At 71.0% G+C, this 21589-nt stretch carries 19 protein-coding genes and 1 pseudogene; 12 read left to right on the forward strand and 8 right to left on the reverse strand.

The window, feature by feature from the left end:
- Positions 1-26 precede the first annotated feature (26 nt).
- Positions 27-359: pseudogene (locus ABIA38_RS13935) on the reverse strand (Clp protease N-terminal domain-containing protein); the annotation flags it as partial.
- An 82-nt stretch (positions 360-441) separates the two neighbouring features.
- Positions 442-1263, reverse strand: a complete 822-nt coding sequence (locus tag ABIA38_RS13940) for a class I SAM-dependent methyltransferase (RefSeq protein ID WP_424638902.1) — start codon at positions 1261-1263, stop codon at positions 442-444.
- Between the two features lie 77 nt (positions 1264-1340).
- Here ABIA38_RS13940 and ABIA38_RS13945 point away from each other — a divergent pair, with 77 nt between their 5' ends.
- The 4 genes from ABIA38_RS13945 (at position 1341) to ABIA38_RS13960 (ending at position 4504) form a co-directional block, all read left to right on the forward strand.
- Positions 1341-1949 carry a TetR/AcrR family transcriptional regulator gene (locus ABIA38_RS13945; protein ID WP_424638903.1) on the forward strand — a complete coding sequence of 203 codons (609 nt, stop codon included), beginning with the start codon at positions 1341-1343 and terminating at the stop codon, positions 1947-1949.
- A 552-nt stretch (positions 1950-2501) separates the two neighbouring features.
- Positions 2502-3398 carry a hypothetical protein gene (locus ABIA38_RS13950; RefSeq protein WP_424638904.1) on the forward strand — a complete coding sequence of 299 codons (897 nt, stop codon included), beginning with the start codon at positions 2502-2504 and terminating at the stop codon, positions 3396-3398.
- A 2-nt stretch (positions 3399-3400) separates the two neighbouring features.
- Positions 3401-3775, forward strand: coding sequence for a hypothetical protein (locus tag ABIA38_RS13955; RefSeq protein WP_424638905.1), 375 nt, complete (start codon positions 3401-3403; stop codon positions 3773-3775).
- Positions 3776-4096: 321 nt separating this feature from the next.
- Positions 4097-4504, forward strand: a complete 408-nt coding sequence (locus ABIA38_RS13960; protein WP_424638906.1) for a PPOX class F420-dependent oxidoreductase — start codon at positions 4097-4099, stop codon at positions 4502-4504.
- 912 nt (positions 4505-5416) lie between these two features.
- On the opposite strand, the gene ABIA38_RS13965 is transcribed toward ABIA38_RS13960, so the two are convergent.
- Positions 5417-6595: a cytochrome P450 gene (locus ABIA38_RS13965; protein WP_424638907.1), complete on the reverse strand. Its 1179-nt coding sequence runs from the start codon at positions 6593-6595 to the stop codon at positions 5417-5419.
- 1 nt (position 6596) lies between these two features.
- Here ABIA38_RS13965 and ABIA38_RS13970 point away from each other — a divergent pair, with 1 nt between their 5' ends.
- Positions 6597-7037, forward strand: coding sequence for a DUF6461 domain-containing protein (locus ABIA38_RS13970; RefSeq protein ID WP_424638908.1), 441 nt, complete (start codon positions 6597-6599; stop codon positions 7035-7037).
- Between the two features lie 478 nt (positions 7038-7515).
- Here ABIA38_RS13970 and ABIA38_RS13975 read toward each other — a convergent pair whose 3' ends face one another.
- Positions 7516-8637, reverse strand: coding sequence for a hypothetical protein (locus ABIA38_RS13975; protein WP_424638909.1), 1122 nt, complete (start codon positions 8635-8637; stop codon positions 7516-7518).
- 381 nt (positions 8638-9018) lie between these two features.
- Between ABIA38_RS13975 and ABIA38_RS13980 the strand changes: the two genes are divergently transcribed.
- The 3 genes from ABIA38_RS13980 to ABIA38_RS13990 all read left to right on the forward strand — a co-directional run bounded on the left by ABIA38_RS13980 (position 9019) and on the right by ABIA38_RS13990 (position 11601).
- A complete protein-coding gene (locus ABIA38_RS13980) occupies positions 9019-9594 on the forward strand; it encodes a tectonin domain-containing protein (RefSeq protein WP_424638910.1) in 576 nt (191 codons plus the stop codon).
- A gap of 246 nt (positions 9595-9840) precedes the next feature.
- A complete protein-coding gene (locus ABIA38_RS13985) occupies positions 9841-10086 on the forward strand; it encodes a hypothetical protein (RefSeq protein ID WP_424638911.1) in 246 nt (81 codons plus the stop codon).
- 360 nt (positions 10087-10446) lie between these two features.
- Positions 10447-11601: an oxygenase MpaB family protein gene (locus ABIA38_RS13990; protein WP_424638912.1), complete on the forward strand. Its 1155-nt coding sequence runs from the start codon at positions 10447-10449 to the stop codon at positions 11599-11601.
- A gap of 172 nt (positions 11602-11773) precedes the next feature.
- Here ABIA38_RS13990 and ABIA38_RS13995 read toward each other — a convergent pair whose 3' ends face one another.
- Genes ABIA38_RS13995 through ABIA38_RS14005 form a run of 3 tightly spaced genes read right to left on the reverse strand, consistent with a single transcriptional unit; the run spans position 11774 to position 14368 of the window.
- A complete protein-coding gene (locus ABIA38_RS13995) occupies positions 11774-12580 on the reverse strand; it encodes an FAD:protein FMN transferase (RefSeq protein WP_424638913.1) in 807 nt (268 codons plus the stop codon).
- On the reverse strand, positions 12573-13025 hold the full coding sequence (locus ABIA38_RS14000) for an FMN-binding protein (RefSeq protein WP_424638914.1): 453 nt from the start codon (positions 13023-13025) through the stop codon (positions 12573-12575). Before ABIA38_RS14000 ends, ABIA38_RS13995 begins: the two co-directional genes overlap by 8 nt.
- A gap of 38 nt (positions 13026-13063) precedes the next feature.
- Complete coding sequence (locus tag ABIA38_RS14005; protein ID WP_424638981.1) at positions 13064-14368, reverse strand: ferredoxin reductase family protein; 1305 nt, start codon at positions 14366-14368, stop codon at positions 13064-13066.
- 213 nt (positions 14369-14581) lie between these two features.
- On the opposite strand from ABIA38_RS14005, the gene ABIA38_RS14010 reads away from it, so the two are divergent.
- The 4 genes from ABIA38_RS14010 to ABIA38_RS14025 all read left to right on the forward strand — a co-directional run bounded on the left by ABIA38_RS14010 (position 14582) and on the right by ABIA38_RS14025 (position 20176).
- Positions 14582-15316, forward strand: a complete 735-nt coding sequence (locus tag ABIA38_RS14010) for a response regulator transcription factor (RefSeq protein WP_424638915.1) — start codon at positions 14582-14584, stop codon at positions 15314-15316.
- Complete coding sequence (locus ABIA38_RS14015) at positions 15313-16752, forward strand: sensor histidine kinase (protein WP_424638916.1); 1440 nt, start codon at positions 15313-15315, stop codon at positions 16750-16752. The genes ABIA38_RS14010 and ABIA38_RS14015 overlap by 4 nt, the downstream gene beginning before the upstream one ends.
- Before the next feature lie 1116 nt (positions 16753-17868).
- Entirely contained in the window at positions 17869-19305 is a 1437-nt protein-coding gene (locus ABIA38_RS14020) for an FtsW/RodA/SpoVE family cell cycle protein (RefSeq protein WP_424638917.1), read from the forward strand.
- 214 nt (positions 19306-19519) lie between these two features.
- On the forward strand, positions 19520-20176 hold the full coding sequence (locus ABIA38_RS14025) for a Chromate resistance protein ChrB (protein WP_424638918.1): 657 nt from the start codon (positions 19520-19522) through the stop codon (positions 20174-20176).
- Positions 20177-20384: 208 nt separating this feature from the next.
- Here the strand turns inward: ABIA38_RS14025 and ABIA38_RS14030 are convergent, their stop codons facing one another.
- Complete coding sequence (locus tag ABIA38_RS14030) at positions 20385-21581, reverse strand: cytochrome P450 (RefSeq protein WP_424638919.1); 1197 nt, start codon at positions 21579-21581, stop codon at positions 20385-20387.
- Positions 21582-21589 lie beyond the last annotated feature (8 nt).

The raw sequence follows: 21589 nt of genomic DNA on the forward strand, positions 1-21589 counted from the left end.
ATCGGCTTGATCCGCTCGGCAAGCACCTTCGCACCGACGCCCTGACCTTCCCTGACCAGGGCGAGCAGGATGTGTTCCGTACGGATGTGGTTGTAGGGCAGTCGCTGCGCCTCGCTCAGGGCGGGGCGAGGTCCAGCGTCTTCTTCGCGCTCGGCGCGAACGGGATGTGGCTGCTCAACTCCTGCGTGCCGGGCTGGACCTTCGCGGCGATATCGACCTGCGCCGTCTCCTTGTCGTACCCGAGCTGGTGCAGAACCTTCGCGGCCGTGCTGTTCGGCGCGTCGAGCAGTTTTGCGGTCCCGGAGTTGCCCCGGTCCCCGAGGTGCCCGGGACGTGCGTCCGCTGCGTGATCCGGACATGTTGTGGACGAGTAGCGTGCCCGGGCCCGCCGTGTTTGTGGACGAGTAGCGCGCCCGGGCCCGCGTGAGCGTGCGGCCGGGGTCAAGGGGTGCCGGCGCGTACGGCGGTGGTCGCCAGAGTGGTGTAGTGCATCGTGAAGCGGCCACCCAGAGCGTCGATGGCGTGGCCGACCGCGCCCAGTATCTCGGCCAGTTGGTCGGAACGAAGTCGGGTGAGGCCGCCGGTGGTGGGGAGCAGGTCCAGCCATTGGTCGCGGGTGTAGGACTGCTCCCAGTCGAATCGCCACTGTTCCGGGTCGTCGAACTGCCCGGTCTCGCGGATCCTGTCGGCGATCTTCGCGTACGCCGCTTGGTACATCTCCAGCGGACGTCGCGCCGGCTGAGTGCCGAGCGGGGATTCGGGCATCGCCCGGCGGTAGGCAGCCGCGAACGGCTCGGCCACCTCGGCAGGCGGCTCGAATACGTGCCCGAAGATCGCCAGGCGCCCGTTCGGACGCAGCACCCGGGCCGCCTGCACGGCGCCGGCGACCGGGTCCACCCAGTGCCACGACTGGGCGGCGATCAACGTGTCGAACATTCGACCGGCCGGCTCCCATGCCTCGAAGGTCGCCACCTCGACTCGCAGGCCGCGGACCCGCGCGAAGTCGGCCATCCGCGCATCCGGTTCGACGCCGAGCACGGCGCAACCGGCGGCCCGGAATTGCCGGGCCGCGATGCCCGTGCCGCAGCCGACGTCGAGCACGTCGGGCCCTGGGCTCCCGGCGACGACACGCGCCACCAGGTTTTCGGGGTAGCCCGGTCGGGCCCGGTCGTAGCGTCGCGCATCCGTGCCGAAGGATTCCGCCATCCGTCGAGCCTGATGTGGTTGCGCCGGCTCCGGTTGTTCTCGCGGTAGAGTGGGCATGCGTTCACTTTAGTGGGCAGGTGCCCATTTGCCAACGGATGCCATGCCAGGAGCCTGGCGTACGAGAGGATCGGTAAGTGCCGACCGGGGTACACCTTCGCGACGCGCGGCAGCAGCTGTTCGACGCCGCCGAACGCGTGTTGTTGCGGGACGGCCCGAACGGGCTGACCAGCCGGGCCGTCACCGACGAGGCGGGCTGCGCCAAAGGCGTCCTGCACCGGCACTTCACCGACTTCGACGCCTTCCTCGCCGAACTCGTGCTCGACCGGGCCGCACAGCTCGAAACGCAAGCGCATGCGCTGCGCGAGACCGTCGGCACCGGCACGGTTGCCGACAACCTCACCGGCGCGCTGACCACCCTGTTCGGACCGGTTCCCGTCGCGATCATTCCGCTCATCACCTTCCGGGACGAGTTGCGCGCGCGACTGCGGCAAGCCACGCCCGGAGGCGGCATCGCGATCCTCGCCCAGGTCGTGACCGCGGTCTCCGCCTACCTGGCCGACGAACGCGCAACGGGCCGCATCGCGGCCGACGCCGACATCGACTCGCTCACCCTCTCCCTGGTCGGAGGCGGACATCTCCTATTCGCAGACCGCGACCCCGACCCACCGACCACGGCAACCGTCAACAAGCTGGTGACCACGGTGCTCGCCGACGTCGTGGAACGGCGGCCACGCCGAGCCTGACGGGCGCGTGGCCCGCAACGGTCCGCGCCGGAAGGGAGCCTCGGCGCCGGCCGCCACCGGGCGCGAGCAGGCCGGCCTGCCCGGCGATCGCCTCGGGGGAGGGCCGGCTTGAAGCAGCGGCGAACATTCCCCGCCTTCCTGCTTCCCGTTTCCTGCTTCCTGCTTCCTGTGCCGGGACCGTGCCGGGACTTGGCCATCGGCATCGGCTCGGACGCGCCCTGTTCGCCCGGTTGCGTCAGTCGGGAGCGGCGCCACTCGTGCAGGTCCCGGCCGGTGCCGGGCCTGCGCAGGGCGGTGTGCCGGTTCGGCAGCGCGCGGGCCTGCCCGTAGGACGGATGGGCCAGGGCGGCGTCCGTGTCGGCGTACCCGTCCCGCGCGGAGAGCACCTTGCCGGCGCCCGCACGCCGGTGGGTGACGAAGACCGGCCGGCGGGAGCAGCCCCGCAGCAGCTTCGGCAACAGCCGGACGGTGCCTGCATCCCAGTACACCCTCTCCAGGTACACCCTCTCCGGCACGGTACGGATTTCCGTGCCGCCGCTTAGCCTGCGGTCCATGAACCTGGATGCCGAACTGAGCGCGCTGGCAGCCCAAAAGGACCTCCCCGCCGACCTGGTGTGGCGCCTGCTCCGGCACCCGGCGGCCCGCCGCTCGATGGCGCTGCTGCGCCAAGACCTGACCGAGCAATTGATCGAGGAGATCATCGAGCTCGGTTCCGCACGCTCTCTCGCGGCCAATTCCTCCGTGCCCGCCGACGTCAGGGCCCGCCTGGCGGAGCACCCGGAGCCGTCGGTCCGGTGCGCGGTTGCCGCGAGCGTCACCGACGATCCGCTGGGGCTGGTGGCCCGGTTGGCGGATGATCCGGATCCCTCCGTGCGGTCGTTTCTCGCGATGAACGATCATCTGCCGCCGGAACTCCTGGCCCGCCTGGCCGCGGATCCGGAGCCCGGTGTGCGGTCGTCGATCATCCAGCACCAGCGCGATGCCCCGAACCGGGTGCGTCGGGCTCTGCTGACGGATCCCGATCCCGACGTCCGTAGGAACAGTGTTTTGGTCTACTCCCCGGCGTCGGACCTGCTGCCGGGTCTGCTCGCCGATCCGGTGACGCGTGCCGCCGCCGTCCGATATGCGGCTCCTTCGCCGGAACTGGCCGCCGACCCGGATCCCGCCGTGCGGGAAGCCGTCGCCGCGCACCCGGACCTGCCGACCGGTCTGCGTGATCTGCTGGCGGACGACCCGGACACCTTCGTCCGCAACGCGATCGCGGCCCGCCCGGACACCACGCCGGCTCTGCGTGAGCGGCTCGTGACCACCCTGGAGACCGACAGCCCCCTCGCCGAGTGGGTCCTGTCGTACCGCCGCAACCCGAACACGGGTGGCTCACCGCCGGCGGCCCGGCCGATACTCACCCGAGAACAGGCGGAAGCACTCCTCGCAGAGGCTGGCTTGTAGCCGTGACCGGACCCTCACCCTCAGGGGCACACGCCGGCTTCGCGGTCAGGAAGGCCCGGGGCGAACACCTCTACGCCATCGCCGACGGCGAGGTCCTCCCCGAGTCGGGCGAACCCGAAGTCGTCGGGTGCGTGGTCGAGTTCGGACCCGTACACCGCCAACCCCACCGCGGCCGGCAGCGGGCCGAACGCTGCCTCTACGGCCGCGTCAAGGAGACCAAGATCCGCACGAAGTTCCCGGAATCCGGAATTCCGCCGCCCGGGCGGGGTGGCAGCTCGGCACCATCCTGCTGGAGCACGCCGAAGGCGGACCGGGCGTGGGCGCACGGTTGTCGGGATCGGCCGACAGACAGGGAAGCCTGCGCGTTTTGGAAGTGAGAGTCCCTTCTTTCGTGCGTGAGTTCGCCGGCGCCGCGGGCGGTGCCACTCGTTGTGGAACTCGGCTCGGAGGCGGCGTGAGGGATGGCTCAGGTGGGCCGGACGGGTGAACCCTCCGGGGGACATCGGTCGGGCGGGTGGTGTGTAACTGGCACTGCCACAGCACGAGATCGGCGGTATCCGGCTCGTGGTGCGCGACCCGGCGCGGGAACGCCGGAAGTTGCCGCGGGCCGAGGTGGTTTTGCAGGCTGTCGGGTGCTGGTCTCCGCCGGCGGCAGTCGGTCCGCAGACAGCAGTCAGCCGAGGGAAGGAATCCGTTCCGTGTCCGTTGCACTCTCCGACGACCTGAAGAAGGTCATCGACGACAGCCCGGTCTTCGCGACCGTGGCTACGATCCAGCCGGACGGCAGTGCGCAGTTGTCGGTCACCTGGCTCGCCCGGGACGGTGACGACCTGCTGATCTCCACGACCACCGGCCGCCGAAAGGAAAGGAACCTGCGCCGCGACCCCCGGATCACGGTCATGATCAACCCCGCGCACACGCCTTACGTCTCTGCCGAGGTACGCGGCACGGCCACGGTGACCACGGAAGGCGGCCAGGAACTGATCGACAGGCTGTCGCGCAAGTACACGGGCAAGAAGTACGCGGACTTCAACGCGGCGTCGGCGGACGACACCGCACGCGTCGTCGTCCGCGTCACTCCGACCCAGGTCGTCGGCCCGCTCTGACACCTCCGCACCGCCGGGCGATCCGCAGGGATATTCCTGCCGGCTCGCCCGGTCGGCGCCCGCGCCGTGTGGTCCACCGCCCCGGCCTGAAGGCATCGGCCACGTGACGAGCGTCGCGGTGGCGGCCGGCGCGGCGCCGCCACCGCGCGCCCCGCGCTCCTACCGGCCCGCCGGACTGGTTGTGCGTGTTGCCGATGAGCTGCGTCCAGGAGTTGGTCGGGATCGCGATTGCGCCGGTGGAGCGATCCTCGGTGTCCCGCACGGCGATGACTGCGTCGACAGCTGCTCGGCTGGAATCTCGGCGAACCCCTCGCCGCCACCGCATTGGCGCTCGGTCCGCTGCCGGACGCGCTCGTGACGGCCGCTTGGCTCCGCTACGTACGCGCCTGCGCCCCGGTTGCCTGCACGCTCGCCGACCTGTACCTGTACCTGTACCTGTACCTGCACCTGGAGGTCCATCGCCTCCTGATCACCGGTCGGACCCCGGGCCAGGTACGGCATTTGTGGCGCGAGCTCCGACCGGCACGCCACGCGGGCCTGGTCGAACAGGCCCTGGCCGACCGCCGACAGGGACTCGCAGAGGGTTGCCGACCACCGAACCCACCCCCCGGTACGGAACGCCGGGCTCGCCCCCGACCGCACCTCGGCCCCAAGAACCCCGGACCCGACGCCGCCCGCGTCCTCGCGGCCCGACCGGACGAACATCGGGGCCTTGCGGTGCGATCGTCCGCCATCGCCGTAGGGGGTGGCCCGGTCGGGCCGGCCCCAACTCGACGGGCGCACACTCCGGCTCGACGTCCCCGACACCGGAGCCGGCGGCCCCTCCGAACGCTCGCCGGCCGCGCGCTCCGGACGGCTCGTGTCGGCGAACGTCGGGTGGGATTCGGACGGCGCGACGAGCCCGCGGAGGCTTTATGCGGCGGTGAGGGGGAGTTTGTGCCAGCCGCGCAGGATGTTGTGCGGGCGTCGGGTGGGGGCGTCGGGGCCGGGGGCGAGGGTGTGGAAGCGGCGGGTCAAAGCGGTGAGTACGGCGTCGAGTTCGAGGGTGGCGAGGTGGTTTCCGGCGCACTGGTGGGCGCCGAGTCCGAGGGCGAGATGGTCGCGGCTGTCGGTGCGGGCGAGGTCGAAGGTGTCGGCGTCCGGGCCCCACTTGTCCCGGTCGCGGCCGGCCGAGCCGTACAGCAGCAGGAGTTGATCGCCGGCGGGTACGAGCGTGTCGCCGATGCGGATGTCGCGGGTGGTGCGTCGGCCGAACCACTGGATGGGGGCTTCCAGGCGCAGGGTCTCGGCGAGGACGGCTTCGGCGGGGACGACGCGGTCGCGCACCGGTGCCCACTGTTCGGGTGCGGCGGCGAGGGAGTGTAGGGCGGCGGTGATCGCATGGATGGTGGTGTCCATGCCGGCGACGGTGTAGGAGAGCATCAGCGGTACGGCCTGGGCCTCGTCGATGTCGCCCCGGTCGGCGGCGGCGTGGATGGCGCCGAGCCAACTGTCGGGGGCGACGCGGTCGCGGGTGGCGGTGCGGTCGAGATAGGCGAACATCTCCTCGGCGCGGGGGTACGCGGCCCGGGTGCGGGCGTTGTCGGGGCCGAAGGTGTCGAAGGTGGCGTCGGCGAGGTCGAGGAGGTGGGCGCGGTCCCGGTCGGGTAAGCCCATCAGGCGCATCACGGTGCCGGAGACGAACGGCGCGGCCAGGTCGGCCACGCCGTCGAAGACCTCGCCGCGAGGGAGCGTGTCGACCAGGGCGCGGGCGTGTGCGTGCAGGCCGGCGGTGAGGGATTTCACCGCCCGGGGCGCGAGTTGCCGGGACAGGACCCGGCGCAGGCGGGCGTGGGCGGCGCCGTCGGTGCCGACGACGGTGTCCGTCAGGACGAGGTCGTTGATCCGGTCGGTGAGGGCGAGGGCGCGTTCACTGGTGTAGCCGGCCGGGTCGCGGAGCGCGGCGGCGACGCCGGCGTGGCGGGGCAGGGCCCAGACGCCGTGCGCGTCCAGGCGGACGACGGCGCCGAGTTCGCGCAGTCGGGTGTAGGCGGGGTAGGGGTCGGCGAGGACGGCGTCGGCGAAGAGGTCGATCCGCGAGGAGGCGTACACGATGAGCCTTTCGTCGCGAGGCCGGCACCTACGCGAGGTGGCCGCCGACCACGGTGCGGTGACGCGGGCGGCCATGATCAGGCGTGAGTCGACGAGGGTCAAGAGCGGGACCGGACACGAGGCGCCGACGCGTGAAGTCCTCCCGAACGGCGAGCTGCGTACCGCCTTCGAGTCGCCTCGATATCGCGCCGGCAACACTCCCGGCGACCTGCTGCCGGTGATGGAGGAGGTCTGGTGCGACCTCGACGGCGAAGCCGACTTCGATGTGTTCGACGACAAGGCGGACCTCCTCGCGCCGGCCGAGCGGTTGACCAGTGTGCGGGTGACGGAGGAACTTCTGTCCGGGACCGAGTACTTGCTCGGCCACGTCCGGGAGGAGCCTGCCTGGCGCCCGGATCGACTCGGTCCGGGGGATGGGGATATGGAACGAGCACTTCCGTAACCGGACATGACCTACTGGATGTTCAAGGTGAGGGGATGGTCCGGCCCGTCGGGGCAGACGAACACGCGAAGCTCTCCGAAGCGGCCGACACTGAGTGACGGATCGCCGCCGCTCTCTACCGTCAGGAACAGCCGCATCCGGCGGTGAGCGCGTCTGCTCGGCGCTGCGGCGCAAGTGCATTTCGAGGCGCGGTCCGCCGTAGGGGATCCGCCGGCCACGTCCTCGTGGCCGTGGCCGTGGTCGTTCGGACACCACAGCACCTGGAGCACGTCGTCGGCGTCGCGTCCCTCGAACGCGCGGGGGCGTCGCGCGCGTGCAGCTGGATCACGGGCACCATCGCCACGGGGTCGGTGCAGGGGTCCGGGCGGGTCGAGATTCGTTCCCACGTGGCCCTGTCCAGGACGCTCGCACCCTTCATGATCCGTTCCTGTGCGGCCGCCTCCTCCCGGGTGCCGCGTGCCGGCCCGCGTTGTTGGCCTCAGGGCAGGGTGACCTCGCAGGCGTTCAGGGCGCCGGTGCCGTCGGCGCCGGTCCAGAAGATGACCGTTCTGGCTGTGTAGTTGCTTCCGTACGGTGGTTCGTTGCCCATGGCGGGGGCGCCGATGCTGGTTTCGGGCAGGGTGTACACCGTGCCGATGGGGTCGTTGCCGGCCTGTACCGCGCCGTAGTCGATGGGGGCGATGTTGAGGTAGCCGGCGCCGTCGATTCCGGTCCAGGCGATGCAGGGGAGTGCGTTGCCGGCGTGCTCGGCGTAGGCGATGTGTGAGGGCTCGAACAGGCTCGACTGGGCCGATCTGGCCACCCGTGGGGACTCGTTGGTCGGGTTCGGTGAGCCGGTGAAGGCGAAGCAGAGTGCTCCGTCGGCCGCGGTCCAGTACCAGAGGTTGCCGAAGCGGCGGACCGGTCCGCGCGTGCCGTAGGGCTGGATGAAGTTCAGCGTGCCCAGGGGGCCGAAGGTCAGGTCGCCGGTCTCGCTCGCGTAGACGACGTTGCCGTACTGGTCGACGGTGTTGATCTGGTGCGGGTCGGATTGTGCCCAGCTCGGTCCGGTGCGGCTGCTCACCTGGTTGCCGGCGACCAGGACGTGGCCGAGCACGCGGCCGGTGAATCGGTTGGCGCCGGCGTCGAGTTCGAGGTTTGCGACGTTGAGCGAACGGCCGCCGTTGATGCCGGTCCAGGCGAGGTGGGCGACCGTGCTCGAGACCAGGCTCGGCATCAGCGCCGGGGCCTGCTCCGAGGCGTCGGCGAGGACCCACTTCTGCAATGAGGATCCGGCGAGTTGGCGGGGCGGGGCGATCACGTTCGCGACGGTCAGGTTGCGGCTGTTGCGATCTCCGCGCCACGCGAGGATGGGGACGTAGTTGTAGTGCAGCAGCGCCGGCCCGGCCGTGCTCGTCGCGTCCCACCAGGTCATCTTGTCCCGAACGCCCGCCGCCACGAGGCGTGCGCCGCTGCGGCGCGAGGGTGGCGGGCCGGCCGAGGGCGGGGGACTCGGGGTGGCGGCGAGGGCGGGCGCGGCTGCGCCGAGGGGGCTTGCCGCCAGCGCCGCTGCGCCGGCTCCGAGCAGGACGGCGCGGCGGGACGGTAAGTGCCGTGTCACGAAATCTCCCTGGTCGCTGTTCGCTGGTTGCTGGTCGCAGGTCGCTGGTCGCTGGTCGCGGGAAAAACGACATGCACAGCATCGCCTCGGGTGCGCGGGCCCGGCAAGCACTCGTGTGTTCGAAGGACACGGTGGTTCCCGGGGGTTGGTGGGGGTGGGGGGGGAACCGCCGGGTGTGGCTGGGCTGTTGCCCGGTCCGGAGGCCGGACCCCCTTACATTTCGCTTACTTCATGTGACGATCGATCTTCGTAGCGTGACAAATGTGCGTAGCGTGATTCGAGCAACACGCATCGATACCCCGCACTGAACCCGGACCCTCGGCGACGCGGATCCGGGTGCGCGTGAGTTCCGTTCCGACCGCCGACGCTGGTCTGCGAGCGATGGAAGATCGCGTCGGCGCTGTTGACGCCGAACAGTTCGACGCGGCCGTCCGCGTTGCGGGCGGCGGCAATCGAGGATCCGAAGACCGGCGCCGCCGCGGCGGTGTCGCGGGCCTTGGCCGGGGCCTGGGTATCTGCCGTGGCGGTGCCCGACAGGGAGAGACCTGTGGTGGTGGCGAGCGCCAGTGCGACCGCGGCGGCGCCGATCAGGCGCCGGAGTCGTGCTACCACCGTTGGCAGACCGTCCCCGGCGGGGCCTGGTCGGGGTGGGAGCAGTTCGATGGCGCGCTCACCTCGATCGCCGCGGCGCGCAATGCGGACGGCCGGCTGGAAAGCTTCGGCAGCAACAGCGCCGGCGCGATCTACCACCGTTCGCAGACCAGGATCGGTGGGCCGTGGTCGGGTTGGGAGCAGTTCGACGGCGGACTGAGCCAGGTCGCCGCGGAGACCAACGCGGATGGGCGCATCGAACTCTTCGGCGTCAACAGCGCCGGCAACGTCTGGCACCGCGTGCAGGGAGTCCCCGGCGGCTCCTGGCAGGGCTGGCTCCAGTTCGACGGCGCACTGCGGCCGTAACGGACCGACCGAACCGATGAACGCGGCGACCACGGTGGCGGATCGACCGCCACCGTGGTCGTCCGCCGTTCCCGCGCGGGGGCGGGCGCGGGGCCCGGATTGCACGGGAGGATCATCCAGATCCCCTACAACAACTGGGACGACACGAAGTGGACCAGGTGCGAGCAGCGGGTGGTCAGAGACGGCACCGCGGAGTTGGATACCACGTTCGTGAGCAGATGGGCCGGCGGTCCATGGTGCCTTGGCGTGCACGAGGGCTCCGCCGCCGACCGGGCCCCTCTCTGGAACGAGGACTGCAACAACCTTTCGCATCAGCGGTTCGCGCTGCTCGGCGAGCGTCCGTCGCGGGAAAACCCCACCGGCGGCGCCGTCGCGCTGCAGGCCCGCCACTCCGGGATGTTCGTCTCGGTTCCCGACTACACGGCCGTCGGTGCTGCTGTTCTGCAACAGCGCTACCAAGCCGACATGTTCTGGCTCGACCGGGTCGGATAGTTCTCGAATAGCTCTCGAATAGCTCTCGAAGGTACCGGACGGCCCGGCGGTCGTGCCCCGGTCCCGGCCTTGTTACGGCATCCTTTCGCGCGGGGGGCGCACACCCGCGTACTCCGAATGGGTGACCTCGGCGATGCCGCGCGTGGGGCAGGATCGGTATCGAAAGTCTTGCCAGGGTGGCCTGTTCGCGTCCGGCGGTCGATCTGCGAGTCGGGCGCCGGCGTGCCGTGTGGGAGACGGACGCGCGGCTCCCGCTGCCGTGCACGGGGGCAGGGGCATCCCGGGTCGGACGACGGGTCGCTGCGCGGTTCATGTCCGCCGTGCGGGCCACCGCCCCTAATGTAATGGAGGAGTACTGCTGTGGCATTAACATCGGCGACCGTGGCGGTGGAGTTGGCGGCCGCGAACCAGGTCGGGGATCCCAAGGCCGACGCGCTCGTGTCCGACCTGATCGCGAACCGCGAAGTCGACGGGGTCAACGCCCTGTTCCGCACCATCGGAACGCTCAAGCCCGACTCCGATCTCTCCCGGCTTCCCGAGCGGCTGGCGCAGTTCCTGCGCGAGGCCGCCGGCCCGCCGCCGGACTGGAGCGAGGCGGACGTCAAGGCGGCGGAGGGGTTCTTCGGCCATCACCACGGCACCGCGTCGATGCTTCAGGGCACTGTCGGGCTCATCGGTACCTACCTTTCGCCCACCGGTGCGTTCACCCTGCGCTCCACGGGCCGGTTGGGTGGTGTGCAGGGGCCGGGCCGGCGGTTGTCGCAGTCCTCGCGGCTGTTCCTCGACATGGGCGACACGAACGCCCTGCGGGACGGGACGTTGGCCGCGAACGTGACGAAGGTGCGCCTGGTGCACGCCTCGGTGCGGCAGTTGCACAAGGCGAGCGGCGAGTGGGACTACGCGAAGTGGGGCGAGCCGGTCTCGCAGAAGTACACCGTCGGCGCCGCCTGCGTCTTCAGCACCCAGATCCTCCAGGGCATGCGGAATCTCGGCATCGACGTCGCCAAGGACGATGCACACGGCTTCGTCTGTGCCTGGCACTTCGTCAGCCACTACCTCGGCACCGCGGAGAAGTGGCTGCTGCCCAAGGACGCCGACGAGGTCGAGCGGTTGTGGAACCAGGAGCGGGACAAGGAGTGGAAGAAGTCCGACGACGGGTTGTTCATGACCGCGCAGGCCGTCGAGTTCTACCGGGGGCTTTTGAAGCCCGGGGCCGCTGACGCGTACCTCGCGTTGACCCGGGTGGCGCTCACCGACAAGTACGCCGACCTGGCCGGTGTGCCGAAGAGCCCTCTGGACCTGCTGGGCAAGCCCCTCGCCGCCGGCCACGGCATCCTCAGTGGCACGGCGGGCGGCCTGCTCGGCGGGGCCGCGCAGAAGACCGTCGGCGTCAACCCCTACAAGGACATCCTCGGGGTTGCCTCGGAGGCGTTCAACGAGATCGAGCGGTACGCACTGACCCACGACCAGGACGACCAACCGCAGATGCACCAGGACCTCCACGACAACCGCTGACACCCACCCCGGCGCCGCCGCCCCCGACGGGGCGGCGGCGCAGGGCCGTTCACCGGCAACGCGTCGAGCGCCTCGGTGCGACGGGCCGTGCGGACGATGGTCGCGTCGGGGCTTCTTCGGCTCGGCACCAGCGAGTTCACCCAGTTCACCGACTTCACCGACTTCACCGACTTCACCGACTTCGCCGTGCTCCCGCCTCGATCGGAAGGTCGGGCGCGTGGTGCCTCCCGAAACCGCTGGTGGCCCAGGTCCGGTCGACCGCGACGACCGCGAACGCCTCGTAGTCGGTGAGCCGTTCGATCCACGCCTGTGCGCTGTCGCCCATCGCGAAGGCGGCGGTCGCGTAGGCGTCGACGCGGGTGAGGTCGGCGCCGATCACGGTGACCGAGGCCGGGCCCCGGGCGGCGCGGCCGGTGTGCGGGTCGAGGATGTGGCAGCCGCGTTCGGCCACGCCCGAGGTGGCGATCGCCAGCTCACGGCCCTGCACGACGGTGCACAGTTCGCCCTCGCGCAGCGGGTGCGCGACACCGACGCGCCAGGGCTCGCCGGGTTCCGGTTCGCCGTGCACACGCACGTCACCACCCCCGTTCACACACGTGTTCCGGGCCCCGGCGTCGGCGAGCAGGCGTGCGGCGTGCTCGATCGCCCAGCCCTTGACGAGTCCGGAGGGATCGAGTCGGCCCGCCGGTCGCGGGCTGAACCAGCCGCCGCTGAGATCCCCGACCTCGGCGCACAGGTCGAGCACCACGGCCACTTCCGGCGGGCAGTCCGCGAGCGTGATCTCGCCGCGGTCCAGGCGACTGATCGCGCTGTCGGGGCGATAGGTGGAGAAGACCCGGTCCACGCGGTGTAGCCAGGTCACCGCCCGATCCAGCGCCTCGCGCAGGTCGGTCGTGGGCCGGTCGCGGATGTCGAACGAGAACACGGTGCCCATCACGTGTTCGACGTGGTGGAGACGATGCGGTGCGCGGTCAGCCATGCGCCTGGTCCAATGCGCTCTGGAGGGACCGGATGTAGCCCTCACTGGTGTAGGTGGCCCCGGAGACGGTGTGGATCTTCGCGCTCTGCGCGGCCAATGCCTCCCGGGTCAAGGTGGGCACCGACCGGGCGGCGAGCTGTCGGTCCCGGCCGTTGTCGGCGGGGGTTTGCAGGACCTGTACGGCGGTGAGCCTGCCGTCGGCGAGCGTGACGGCGACCTGGACGGGGCCGTACCGGGTGTCGATCGTGTCGCCGGTGAACGTGCCGCTGCGGATGCCCGAGATGCCCTGCGGCGTGGGGGACGCCGACGAGGCACCCGCGGATCCGGTGGTCGGTCCGGTGCCCGGGGACGAGGCGCTCGGCCGCGGATCGTGGTGGGGCTTGAGCGACAACAGCAGGACGATGCCTGCGATCGTGGAAACGGTGGTGAGGACCACACGACGCATGAAGGACTCTCCGGAGGCGGATGATCAGAGGCGGATGATCAAAGGGCGAACGACTCGTGGTGGATGCGCCGGCGCGGCACACCCGCACCGCGCAGCGCCGAGATCGCGGCGTCGACCATCGCGGGCGGCCCGCATACGTAGACGTCGTGCGCCGCGAGCTCGGGAACCAGCGCGGCCAGGGCTTCGGCCGTGAGCGGGGCCGAGCGAGCCGCCGCAGCGTCGACCACGTAGTGCACGCTCGCCTGTCGCGCGGCGGCGATGGCGTCCAACTCGGCGCGCAGCGCCAGGTCCTGCGGTCGCCGGGCCCGATAGATCAGCGTCACCTGCCCGGGCAGGGCCTCGAACAGGGCACGCAGCGGTGTGATCCCCACGCCACCGGCGAGCAGCAACACCCGGGGCGCGGTACGGCGGGCCGCGGTGAACGCCCCGTACGGCCCCTCGGCGCACACCCGCGTGCCGGGCACCAGGCGCGCGAGCGCCGCGCTGTGCGCACCGACCGCCTTGACGGTGATGCGCAACCCGGCGGGATGGGCGGGCGCGGACAGCGAATACGGGTTGGCGGTCCACCACAGGCCTCGGGTCAGGAATCGCCAGCGCAGGAACTGGCCCGGCTCGCCGCCGAGTTCCTCGAGATGGTGCCCGGTGAGGTGGATCGAGACCACGCCCGGGGCTTCGGGGTGGACCGCCGCCACCCGCAGCCGGTGGCGCAGGGCACGACGCAACGGTGTCAGGAACCGGTACCAGAGCACCAGGGCCGCGACGCCCAGGTAGAGCGTGTACCAGGCGGTGCGCGCCGGTGCGCTCGCGATGAAGTCCGCGCCGTTGGCGAGCATGTGCCCGAAGACCAGGAAGACGGCCAGATAGGTGGCGAAGTGCAGGTAGTGCCAGGTCTCGTAGGACAGCCGGCGGCGGGCCGCGCGAGCCGAGACGACACCGGTGCCCAGGAGCAGCAGGAATCCGATCGTGCCCTTCAGCAGCTCGGGATAGTCGAACACCAGGGTGCCGGTCTGGTGCACGACGTCGGTGTGCGCGGCCGACGAGTAGCCGATGACGATCAGGAGGGTGTGCGCGAGCGCCAGGCACACGGTGTATCGGCCGCCCATGGCATGCCAGCGCGCCAGCCGGTCCGACCCGATGTGGTGATCGAGCAGGGGTACGCGGGCCATCAGGGCGAGCAGGACCGCGCACGCGTAGCCGGCCAGCAGCCCGGTGATGCGCCCCGCGTCGGTGATCCAGTCCGCGGGCCCGATCACGCTCGCGGTGTCGCGCCACCACAGGCCCACCACCGCGACCGCCCCGCCCACGAGCACTGCCCGCGCCACACCCGGAACGGCGCGGCGCATGGCGTACGCAACGGTGGGTTCGGTCGTCGGGGGGCTGCGGTGGAGCGTGTCGCGCACGGGGGAGTCCTCTCCGGTGGGCGTCGGTGGACGGCCAGCCTCGCAACGCAACCTCTGAACACCCTCTGAACGGCGGCAGCCGGCGCATATTCATAGGAAACTCAGAGGCGCGTCACAGGCGGGAAACCCTCGCCCACGCGCGATGCTGGTGGCGTCATGGAGAACCAGAGCACGCCCTCCCCGCTGTGCCGGCCCGACGGGGCACCGGTGCGGATCCTCGTCGTGGACGACGAGCCGGATCTGACCGACGTGCTGTCCGGTGCGCTGCGCTACGAGGGCTGCGAGGTGCGTACCGCGGCGGACGGGGCCGGCGCCCTCGCCTCGGCGCGCGACTTCCGCCCCGACGCGATCGTCCTGGACTGGATGTTGCCCGACACCGACGGCCTGACGCTCCTGCGCGCGCTGCGCGCGGAACTGGAGCGGGTGTGCGTGCTCTTCCTCACCGCGCGGGACGCGGTCGAGGACCGCATCGCCGGGATCACCGCGGGCGGCGACGACTACGTCACCAAACCCTTCAGCCTCGAGGAGGTACTGGCCCGCGTGCGGGGGCTGCTGCGGCGCGCCGGGATGACCCGCGAGGCCGGCGGCGACCGACTGGTCGTCGGCGACCTGGTGCTCGATCAGGATGCCCGCGAGGTGACCCGGGCCGGTGCCGTGATCGAGCTCTCCCGTACCGAGTTCGAGCTCCTGCGCTACCTGATGCGCAACCCCAGGCGGGTGTTGTCCAAGGCGCAGATCCTGGACCGGGTGTGGTCCTACGACTTCGGCGGCCAGGCACACGTGGTCGAGCTGTACATCAGCTACCTGCGCAAGAAGGTGGACGCGGGACGAGTCCCGCTGATCCACACCGTGCGGGGGGTCGGCTACGTGCTCAAGCCGGACGGGCCGTGAGCAGGCGCCGTCTTACGTGGCCGCGCACACTGCGCAGCCGGCTCACCGCGGCCCTGGTACTGCTGCTCGCGATCGCGTGTCTGGCCGTGGGAGTGGCCACCGTGGTGGCGCTGGAGGGGTTTCTCAAGGAGCGGTTGGACCGGCAACTGCACGACGCGGGCGGCCGATTCGCGGCCGGCCTGGAGCACCCGAATCGGCCCGACGGCGACAATCGGCCCGATACGCGCGGCCAGGCCGAGGGCACGCTGGGCGCGCGTCTGCTGAACGGGCGCACCACCGCGGTCGCGGTCGTGAGTCGGGACGGACAGCGCGAACCGGTCCTCACCGACGGCGACCGACGCGCCCTGGCCGGGGTGCCGGTCGACGGTCGGGCGCACGACGTGCGGATCGGCGGACTCGGCGGATACCGGGTCGTGGCCGTGTCCGGACAGGACGGCGACGTGCTGATCACCGGGCTCCCGCTGCATCCGATCGAGGAGACGGTGCACCACTTGGAGGTCGTCGAGGCACTGGTCTTCGGCGCGGCCCTGGTGATCACCGGGCTGGTCGCGGCGTTCTGGGTGCGGCTGTCGCTGCGCCCGTTGCGCGAGGTCGTGGACACCGCGACCCGGGTGGCCGAACTGCCGCTGGCCGGCGGGGAGCCGGCGATGCCGGCGCCGATCGCCGACCCCGATCCGCGCACCGAGGTCGGCCGGGTCGCGGTCGCGCTCAACCGCATGCTGGGGCACGTGGGCGACGCGCTGGCCCGGCGCCAGGCCGGCGAACAGCGGCTGCGGCACTTCGCCGCGGACGCCAGTCACGAATTGCGCACCCCGGTCGCGAGCGTCCGCGGCCACGCCGAACTCGCGCTGCGCCACCCCGGACCGGTGCCGCCGCAGGTCCGCCACTCCCTGGAACGTATCCAGGCCGAGTCGCAGCGCATGAGCGCCCTCGTCGACGACCTGCTGCTGCTGGCCCGACTGGATGCGGGCCGCCCGCTCGCCCACGAACCGGTCGATCTGACCCGCCTGGTCCTGGACGCCACGAGCGACGCCCGCGCGGCCGGTCCCGAGCAGCACTGGATCCTGGAACTGCCCGAGGATCCACTGACGGTCACCGGTGACGAACACCGCCTCCAGCAGGTCGTGGGCAACCTCCTCGCCAATGCTCGCGTGCACACCCCGCCCGGCACCGAGGTGACCGTGCGACTGGACGCGAGTGCATCGCACATCGAGCTGAGCGTGTCCGACAACGGCCCCGGTGTGCCGGCCGCGTCGAGAGCACGCGTCTTCGACCGATTCACCCGCGCCGACCCCGGGCGCTCACGCGCCACCGGGGCGACCGGGCTGGGCCTGGCCATCGTCAAGGCGATCGTCGACGCACACGGCGGAACCGTCGAGTTGACCGACCGTCAAGGGTGTACGGAGTTCCTGGTCCGCCTTCCCCGCGACCGGTAGTCCACCGGCCGCTGCCGCTGCCGCTGCCGCTGCCGCTGCCGCTGCCGCTGCCGCTGCCGCTGCCGCTGCCGCGGCCCCGAACGCCGACCGACGGCGGAGTTTCGGCCGCGCGACTCGCCGCGAGGTGGCGTCGCACCGTCGGCCCGAGTGGGGATCGGTCCGGCGTTGCCGCTTTGCGGAGACAGGCACGGTCGTCCGCGCCGATCGTGCCGTCCGGCAGGCAGGGTGTCGTCGTCGAGCAACACGCGCAGCGCGGCGGCGTGTTCGGCGATCGCGGCTCGGCATTGTGCGCGTTCGGGGTGGTCGGCGTCGTTGCCGAGCAACGGCACCGAGTTCGGGGCCGCCGCCGGATCGAGCGGGCTCGGGCCGGGGTGCGGATCCGCCACCCCCAGCCGGTTCAGGGCCGCGGCCGGCCGGGCCGAGCGCGGCACCCGAATTCGGCGCGTTCCCGGCGGGCTCGGTGCGTCCGGCGGAAACTGTCCGGTGCTACCGGGCGGGCCGGCCGAGCCACCGGGAGTGGCCCCGGGCGACCTGCTCCCGAACGAATCGCCCCTGCGGGCGCAGCCGAGGAGCCGTCCGGACCGCCGGTATCCGGCCACGCTGTCCGGCGAGCAGTTCCAGCCGTCGACGACGGCGAAGGCAGCCGCCGGCTTCGGGCCCGCAGGCGAGGATGTGGAACCTGGGCAACGCCCGGGTCTGCCTTGGGTACGACAATAACTTTGACTTGATACGCTCGTTCCACGCAATGCATTCTCGGGCGGCAGGGGCGTTGGTCGGTGGGGCCGTAGTCACCGTATTCCGGTCGGAGGACCGGCGCGCCTGCGCTCGGTCGGCCGATGACCGTCGCGCCGACCGAATCCGTCGTGGGCATCCTTCGGGTTCTTCGTCCGCGAGGTGCGCCGTGGTCGGGACTCTCGGGCCGTCGAGGCCCGAGCGGTAGCGCGTTCCGGCGGGCCGGTGGGTTGCCTGCTCGTTCGGATCGACTCATGCCCAAGCACGGTTGCCACCGCGGAGACCGAAGCACGGTCTTCGCGGAATTGCCCATACGCTCGTCACGCGGGATCCGACCCGTACCTCACCCGAGGACGACCCGCCGATGGATACCCGGGGGAACTCATGCCCACGACGCGCGAAACGAACGTGCGCCAATGGACGCGTCGTCGTCGGAACATCGAGTTGGGGCTGGTCGTCTTCGCCGTACTGATCGCGGCGGCGGCCTACCTGAATGCCCGTCTGGCGTTGGGAGGTTCGCTGACGCCGGGGGTGATGCTGCGGATCGCCGGCCTGGGCGTGGTGGCGGTCGCCGCGCACGTCGCGGTGCGGTTCTTCGCACCCCACGCGGACCCGTTGATCCTGCCGATCGCGGTGTTGCTCAACGGCCTGGGCCTGGTGTTGATCGCCCGGCTGGACGTCTCCTACGCGGACAACTTCAAATCCCCGCCCGCCGCGTCGGGGCAGGCACTGTGGACGGTGGTCGGCGTCGTCGGGTTCGCCGTGGTGGTCGGCGCGATGCGGCACTACCGGCTGCTGCAGCGCTACACGTACCTCAGCATGGCGGTCGCGCTCGTGCTGCTGATGGCACCCGCGTTGTTCCCCGGCGACACCTACGGCGCGAAGCGCTGGATCTTCCTGGGCCCGGTGTCGTTCCAGCCCGGCGAGTTCGTCAAGATCATCATCCTGGTGTTCTTCGCCGGATACCTCACCGCCAACCGCGACGCCCTGGCGTTGTCCGGCCGCAGTGTCTACGGCCTCACGCTGCCTCGGGGTCGCAACGCCGGGCCGGTGATCGCGGTGTGGATCCTCAGTCTGCTGGTGCTGGTCTTCGAACGTGACCTGGGCACCTCGTTGATCTTCTTCGGCCTGTTCGTGATCATGCTGTACGTCGCCACCGAGAACACCGGATGGGTCGTCCTGGGCGTCCTGATGGCCTCCCTCGGCGCGGCCGTGGTCGGCAGCATCGAACCCCATGTACACGGCCGGATCGTCGCGTGGCTGCATCCGTTCGACATCTACCTGCCGCCCGAGCAGCGGCCCAAGGGACTGATCTCGGACCAGTCCGCGGAGGCGCTGTTCAGCTTCGGTACGGGCGGGTTGACCGGCACCGGACTCGGGAGCGGCCACTCGTGGCTGATCGCCTTCGCCGGGCGCAGCGACTTCATCCTCACCACGATCGGCGAGGAACTCGGTCTCGCCGGGGTGATGGCCGTCCTGCTGCTCTTCCTGCTGTTGGCTCAACGCGGCCTGCGCGCGGCGCTCACCGCCGCCGACCCGTTCGGCAAACTCCTCGCCGCCGGGCTCGCCGCCGTCCTGGTCCTCCAGGTCTTCGTCGTCGCCGGCGGCGTCACCGGCCTGATGCCGCTCACCGGAAAGGCGTTGCCCTTCCTCGCCCAGGGCGGCTCGTCCTCCACCGCCAACTGGCTGCTGGTCGCGCTGTTGGTCAAGGTCAGCGACAACGCCACCCGGACGACCCTCGAACCCCCCGAGCCCGCCGAACCCACACCGGCCTCCCCGGCTTCCCCGACCGCACCGGCCGACGCCGGGGTGCCCGGCTGAGTCGGTACGGCCCATCCGCCCTGGCGTACGGCGCAACCGCCCCGGCGTACGGCGCAACCGACGCCGGGGCGGCCCGATTCGTGGGTCCTCCCGACAGCCTTTACCGACCGAGTCGGGCGCCGGGCGGGTGCTCGCGTGGTGTGCGCCCGGCTTCGGCGGTTCCCTCGCGCGACCGTGCTCGGGTTACGTACGTACCATCCGTACCATCGACGATGTGAGCGAGGAACGGAACGCGACACCGGTGAGCGATCCTGCGCCTGCCGTCGCCGGGGATCCGGCCTGGCTGCTGGTCGCGGTCAGTACGGCGGGCGCGCCGGATTCCTTGCGGGTGCACGTCTGGCGCAAGCTGCGCGGCCTGGGCGCGGTGTACGTGCAGCAGTCGGTGTGTCTGCTGCCGGACCGACCCGCGATCGCGTCCGCGGTGCGCCGCCTGATGGCCAGGGTGCGGGCCGAGGGTGGTACGGCCCGGTCCCTGCATGTGCGGATCGACGACCCGGTCGAACGCGGCGAGTTGATCGGCGAGTTCAGGGCGGTCGCCGCGGTGGAGTACGGCGAGGTCCTGGAACGTCTCCCGGCGTTCTTCGAGGGGATCCGCGTCGAGACCGCCCGCAAGCGGGCCACCTACGCGGAGGTCGAGGCAGCAGAAGCCGACCTCGCCCGCTTCGAGACCCGGGTGGCCAAGATCGCCGCACGGGACTACTTCCCGGGGCCGATCGCCGACGAGGTCCGCGCCGAACTCGACCGGGCCCACGCGGTGTTGGCCACGTTCGAGGCCGTGGTGTCGACCGCGGGCACCGAGCCCCGCTCCGAGGCCGGCTCCGAGACCGGCTCCGGTGTCGCCCGCAGGCGGGCGGCGAACGGACGGGGGTGAAGCCCGGATCACGACCTGCCGGGCCGGGCCGACGGCGTCGTCTACCGCAGTTCACCTCGATGGTCGGCTGCCAAGCCTTCGATCGGAAGCCGTCCGGTCGCGCCGCGCAGCAGCGCTACGGCTTCAACGTCCCGGCAATGATGGTGACCGGCGGGTGGCTGACCGGCTGTTCCGGCTATGACAACACCGGGGGCACGGTGAACGCGCGTTAGCGGGCTCCGGTGCGCAGTGGCAGGGTGCGGACGCCGACGAAGTCGGGGGTTGGCATGAACGACGGTGGCTCGTTCGGGTCGATCGCCAGTTCGGGGTAGCGGTCCAGCATGAGGTTTAGTGCGATTCGGCCCTCCATCCGGGCCAGTGGCGCACCCAGGCAGAAGTGGATGCCGCGCCCGAAGCCGATGTGCGGGTTGGGGTCTCGGCCGGCGTCGAACGTGTGCGGGTCGGCGAACTGGCGCTCGTCCCGGTTCGCGGCCCCGAGCACCACCTTGATCATCTGGTTCGCGCCCACCCGCTGCCCGGCGATCTCCACCTCGGAGTCGGTGACCCGGTAGCTGGTCGCGAACGGGCTCAGGAACCGCAGCGACTCCTCGACCACGCCCGTCATCCCGGAGCGGTCGGCACGCAGTCGTGCCGCCTGCTCCGGGTGGGCGTCCAGACACAGCACGGTGTTGCCGAGCAACATGGCGGTGGTGACGTGCCCGGCGAACAGCAGCAGGCCCGCGAAGTTGACCACCTGGTGGTCGGTGAGTCGTTCGCCGTCGACCTCCGCCTCGACCAGCTTGCTCAGCAGGTCCTCGCGCGGCTTCCGACGCCGCGCGAGGACGTGGTCGCGGAGGTAGTCGTTCATCTGTAGTGCCTGCTCCGTGCGGTCCTTCAGGTCACGCTGCAACTCCTCGTTGTCGACCAGGGAGAACTCGTTCGCGCTCTCGAACATCTCCGTCGCCCACTGCTTGAACAGGACGCGGTCGCTGCTCGGCACGCCGAGCAGCTCGGCGATCACGATCACCGCCAGCGGGTAGGCGAGATCGGCCACCATCTCGATCCGATCCGGGTGCTCCACCGCGTCGAGGAGCTCGTTGGTGATCTCCTTGATCCGCGGCTCGAGATCGGCCACGACCTTCGGGGTGAACGCATGGGCGGCCAGCCCGCGCAGCTTGCGGTGCTCCGGAGGGTCCGTCTGGGCCAGGTTGCCGTCGAAGAGCGCCTCGTCGGCGTCCGGTACGAAGCGTCGCGCCAGGTCGGAGGAGAAGGTCGTTGGATCACCGAGGATCTCGACCGCCTCCGGGTAGCCGAAGACGCTCCACATGCCCAGCTTTTCCTCGAACCGGATGATCCCCTCCGGCTTGTGCCCGCGCAGCCAGAAGTGATCCGGGTGGATTCCCCATCGATCGGCAAGGGTGCTCATCGCGTCTT

This window comes from Embleya sp. AB8 (genome assembly GCF_049739465.1).
Classification (GTDB): Bacteria; Actinomycetota; Actinomycetes; order Streptomycetales; family Streptomycetaceae; genus Embleya.

Excerpts from the sequence above, each read along its gene's own strand:
- ABIA38_RS13980 (WP_424638910.1), top strand. The coding sequence starts at position 9,019 with ATGGAAGATCGCGTCGGCGCTGTTGACGCCGAACAGTTCGACGCGGCC.
- ABIA38_RS14030 (WP_424638919.1), bottom strand. The coding sequence starts at position 21,581 with ATGAGCACCCTTGCCGATCGATGGGGAATCCACCCGGATCACTTCTGG.
- ABIA38_RS14010 (WP_424638915.1), top strand. The coding sequence starts at position 14,582 with ATGGAGAACCAGAGCACGCCCTCCCCGCTGTGCCGGCCCGACGGGGCA.
- ABIA38_RS14000 (WP_424638914.1), bottom strand. The coding sequence starts at position 13,025 with ATGCGTCGTGTGGTCCTCACCACCGTTTCCACGATCGCAGGCATCGTC.
- ABIA38_RS14005 (WP_424638981.1), bottom strand. The coding sequence starts at position 14,368 with ATGCGCCGCGCCGTTCCGGGTGTGGCGCGGGCAGTGCTCGTGGGCGGG.
- ABIA38_RS14020 (WP_424638917.1), top strand. The coding sequence starts at position 17,869 with ATGCCCACGACGCGCGAAACGAACGTGCGCCAATGGACGCGTCGTCGT.
- ABIA38_RS13970 (WP_424638908.1), top strand. The coding sequence starts at position 6,597 with ATGAGCCTTTCGTCGCGAGGCCGGCACCTACGCGAGGTGGCCGCCGAC.
- ABIA38_RS13950 (WP_424638904.1), top strand. The coding sequence starts at position 2,502 with ATGAACCTGGATGCCGAACTGAGCGCGCTGGCAGCCCAAAAGGACCTC.
- ABIA38_RS13995 (WP_424638913.1), bottom strand. The coding sequence starts at position 12,580 with ATGGCTGACCGCGCACCGCATCGTCTCCACCACGTCGAACACGTGATG.
- ABIA38_RS13940 (WP_424638902.1), bottom strand. The coding sequence starts at position 1,263 with ATGCCCACTCTACCGCGAGAACAACCGGAGCCGGCGCAACCACATCAG.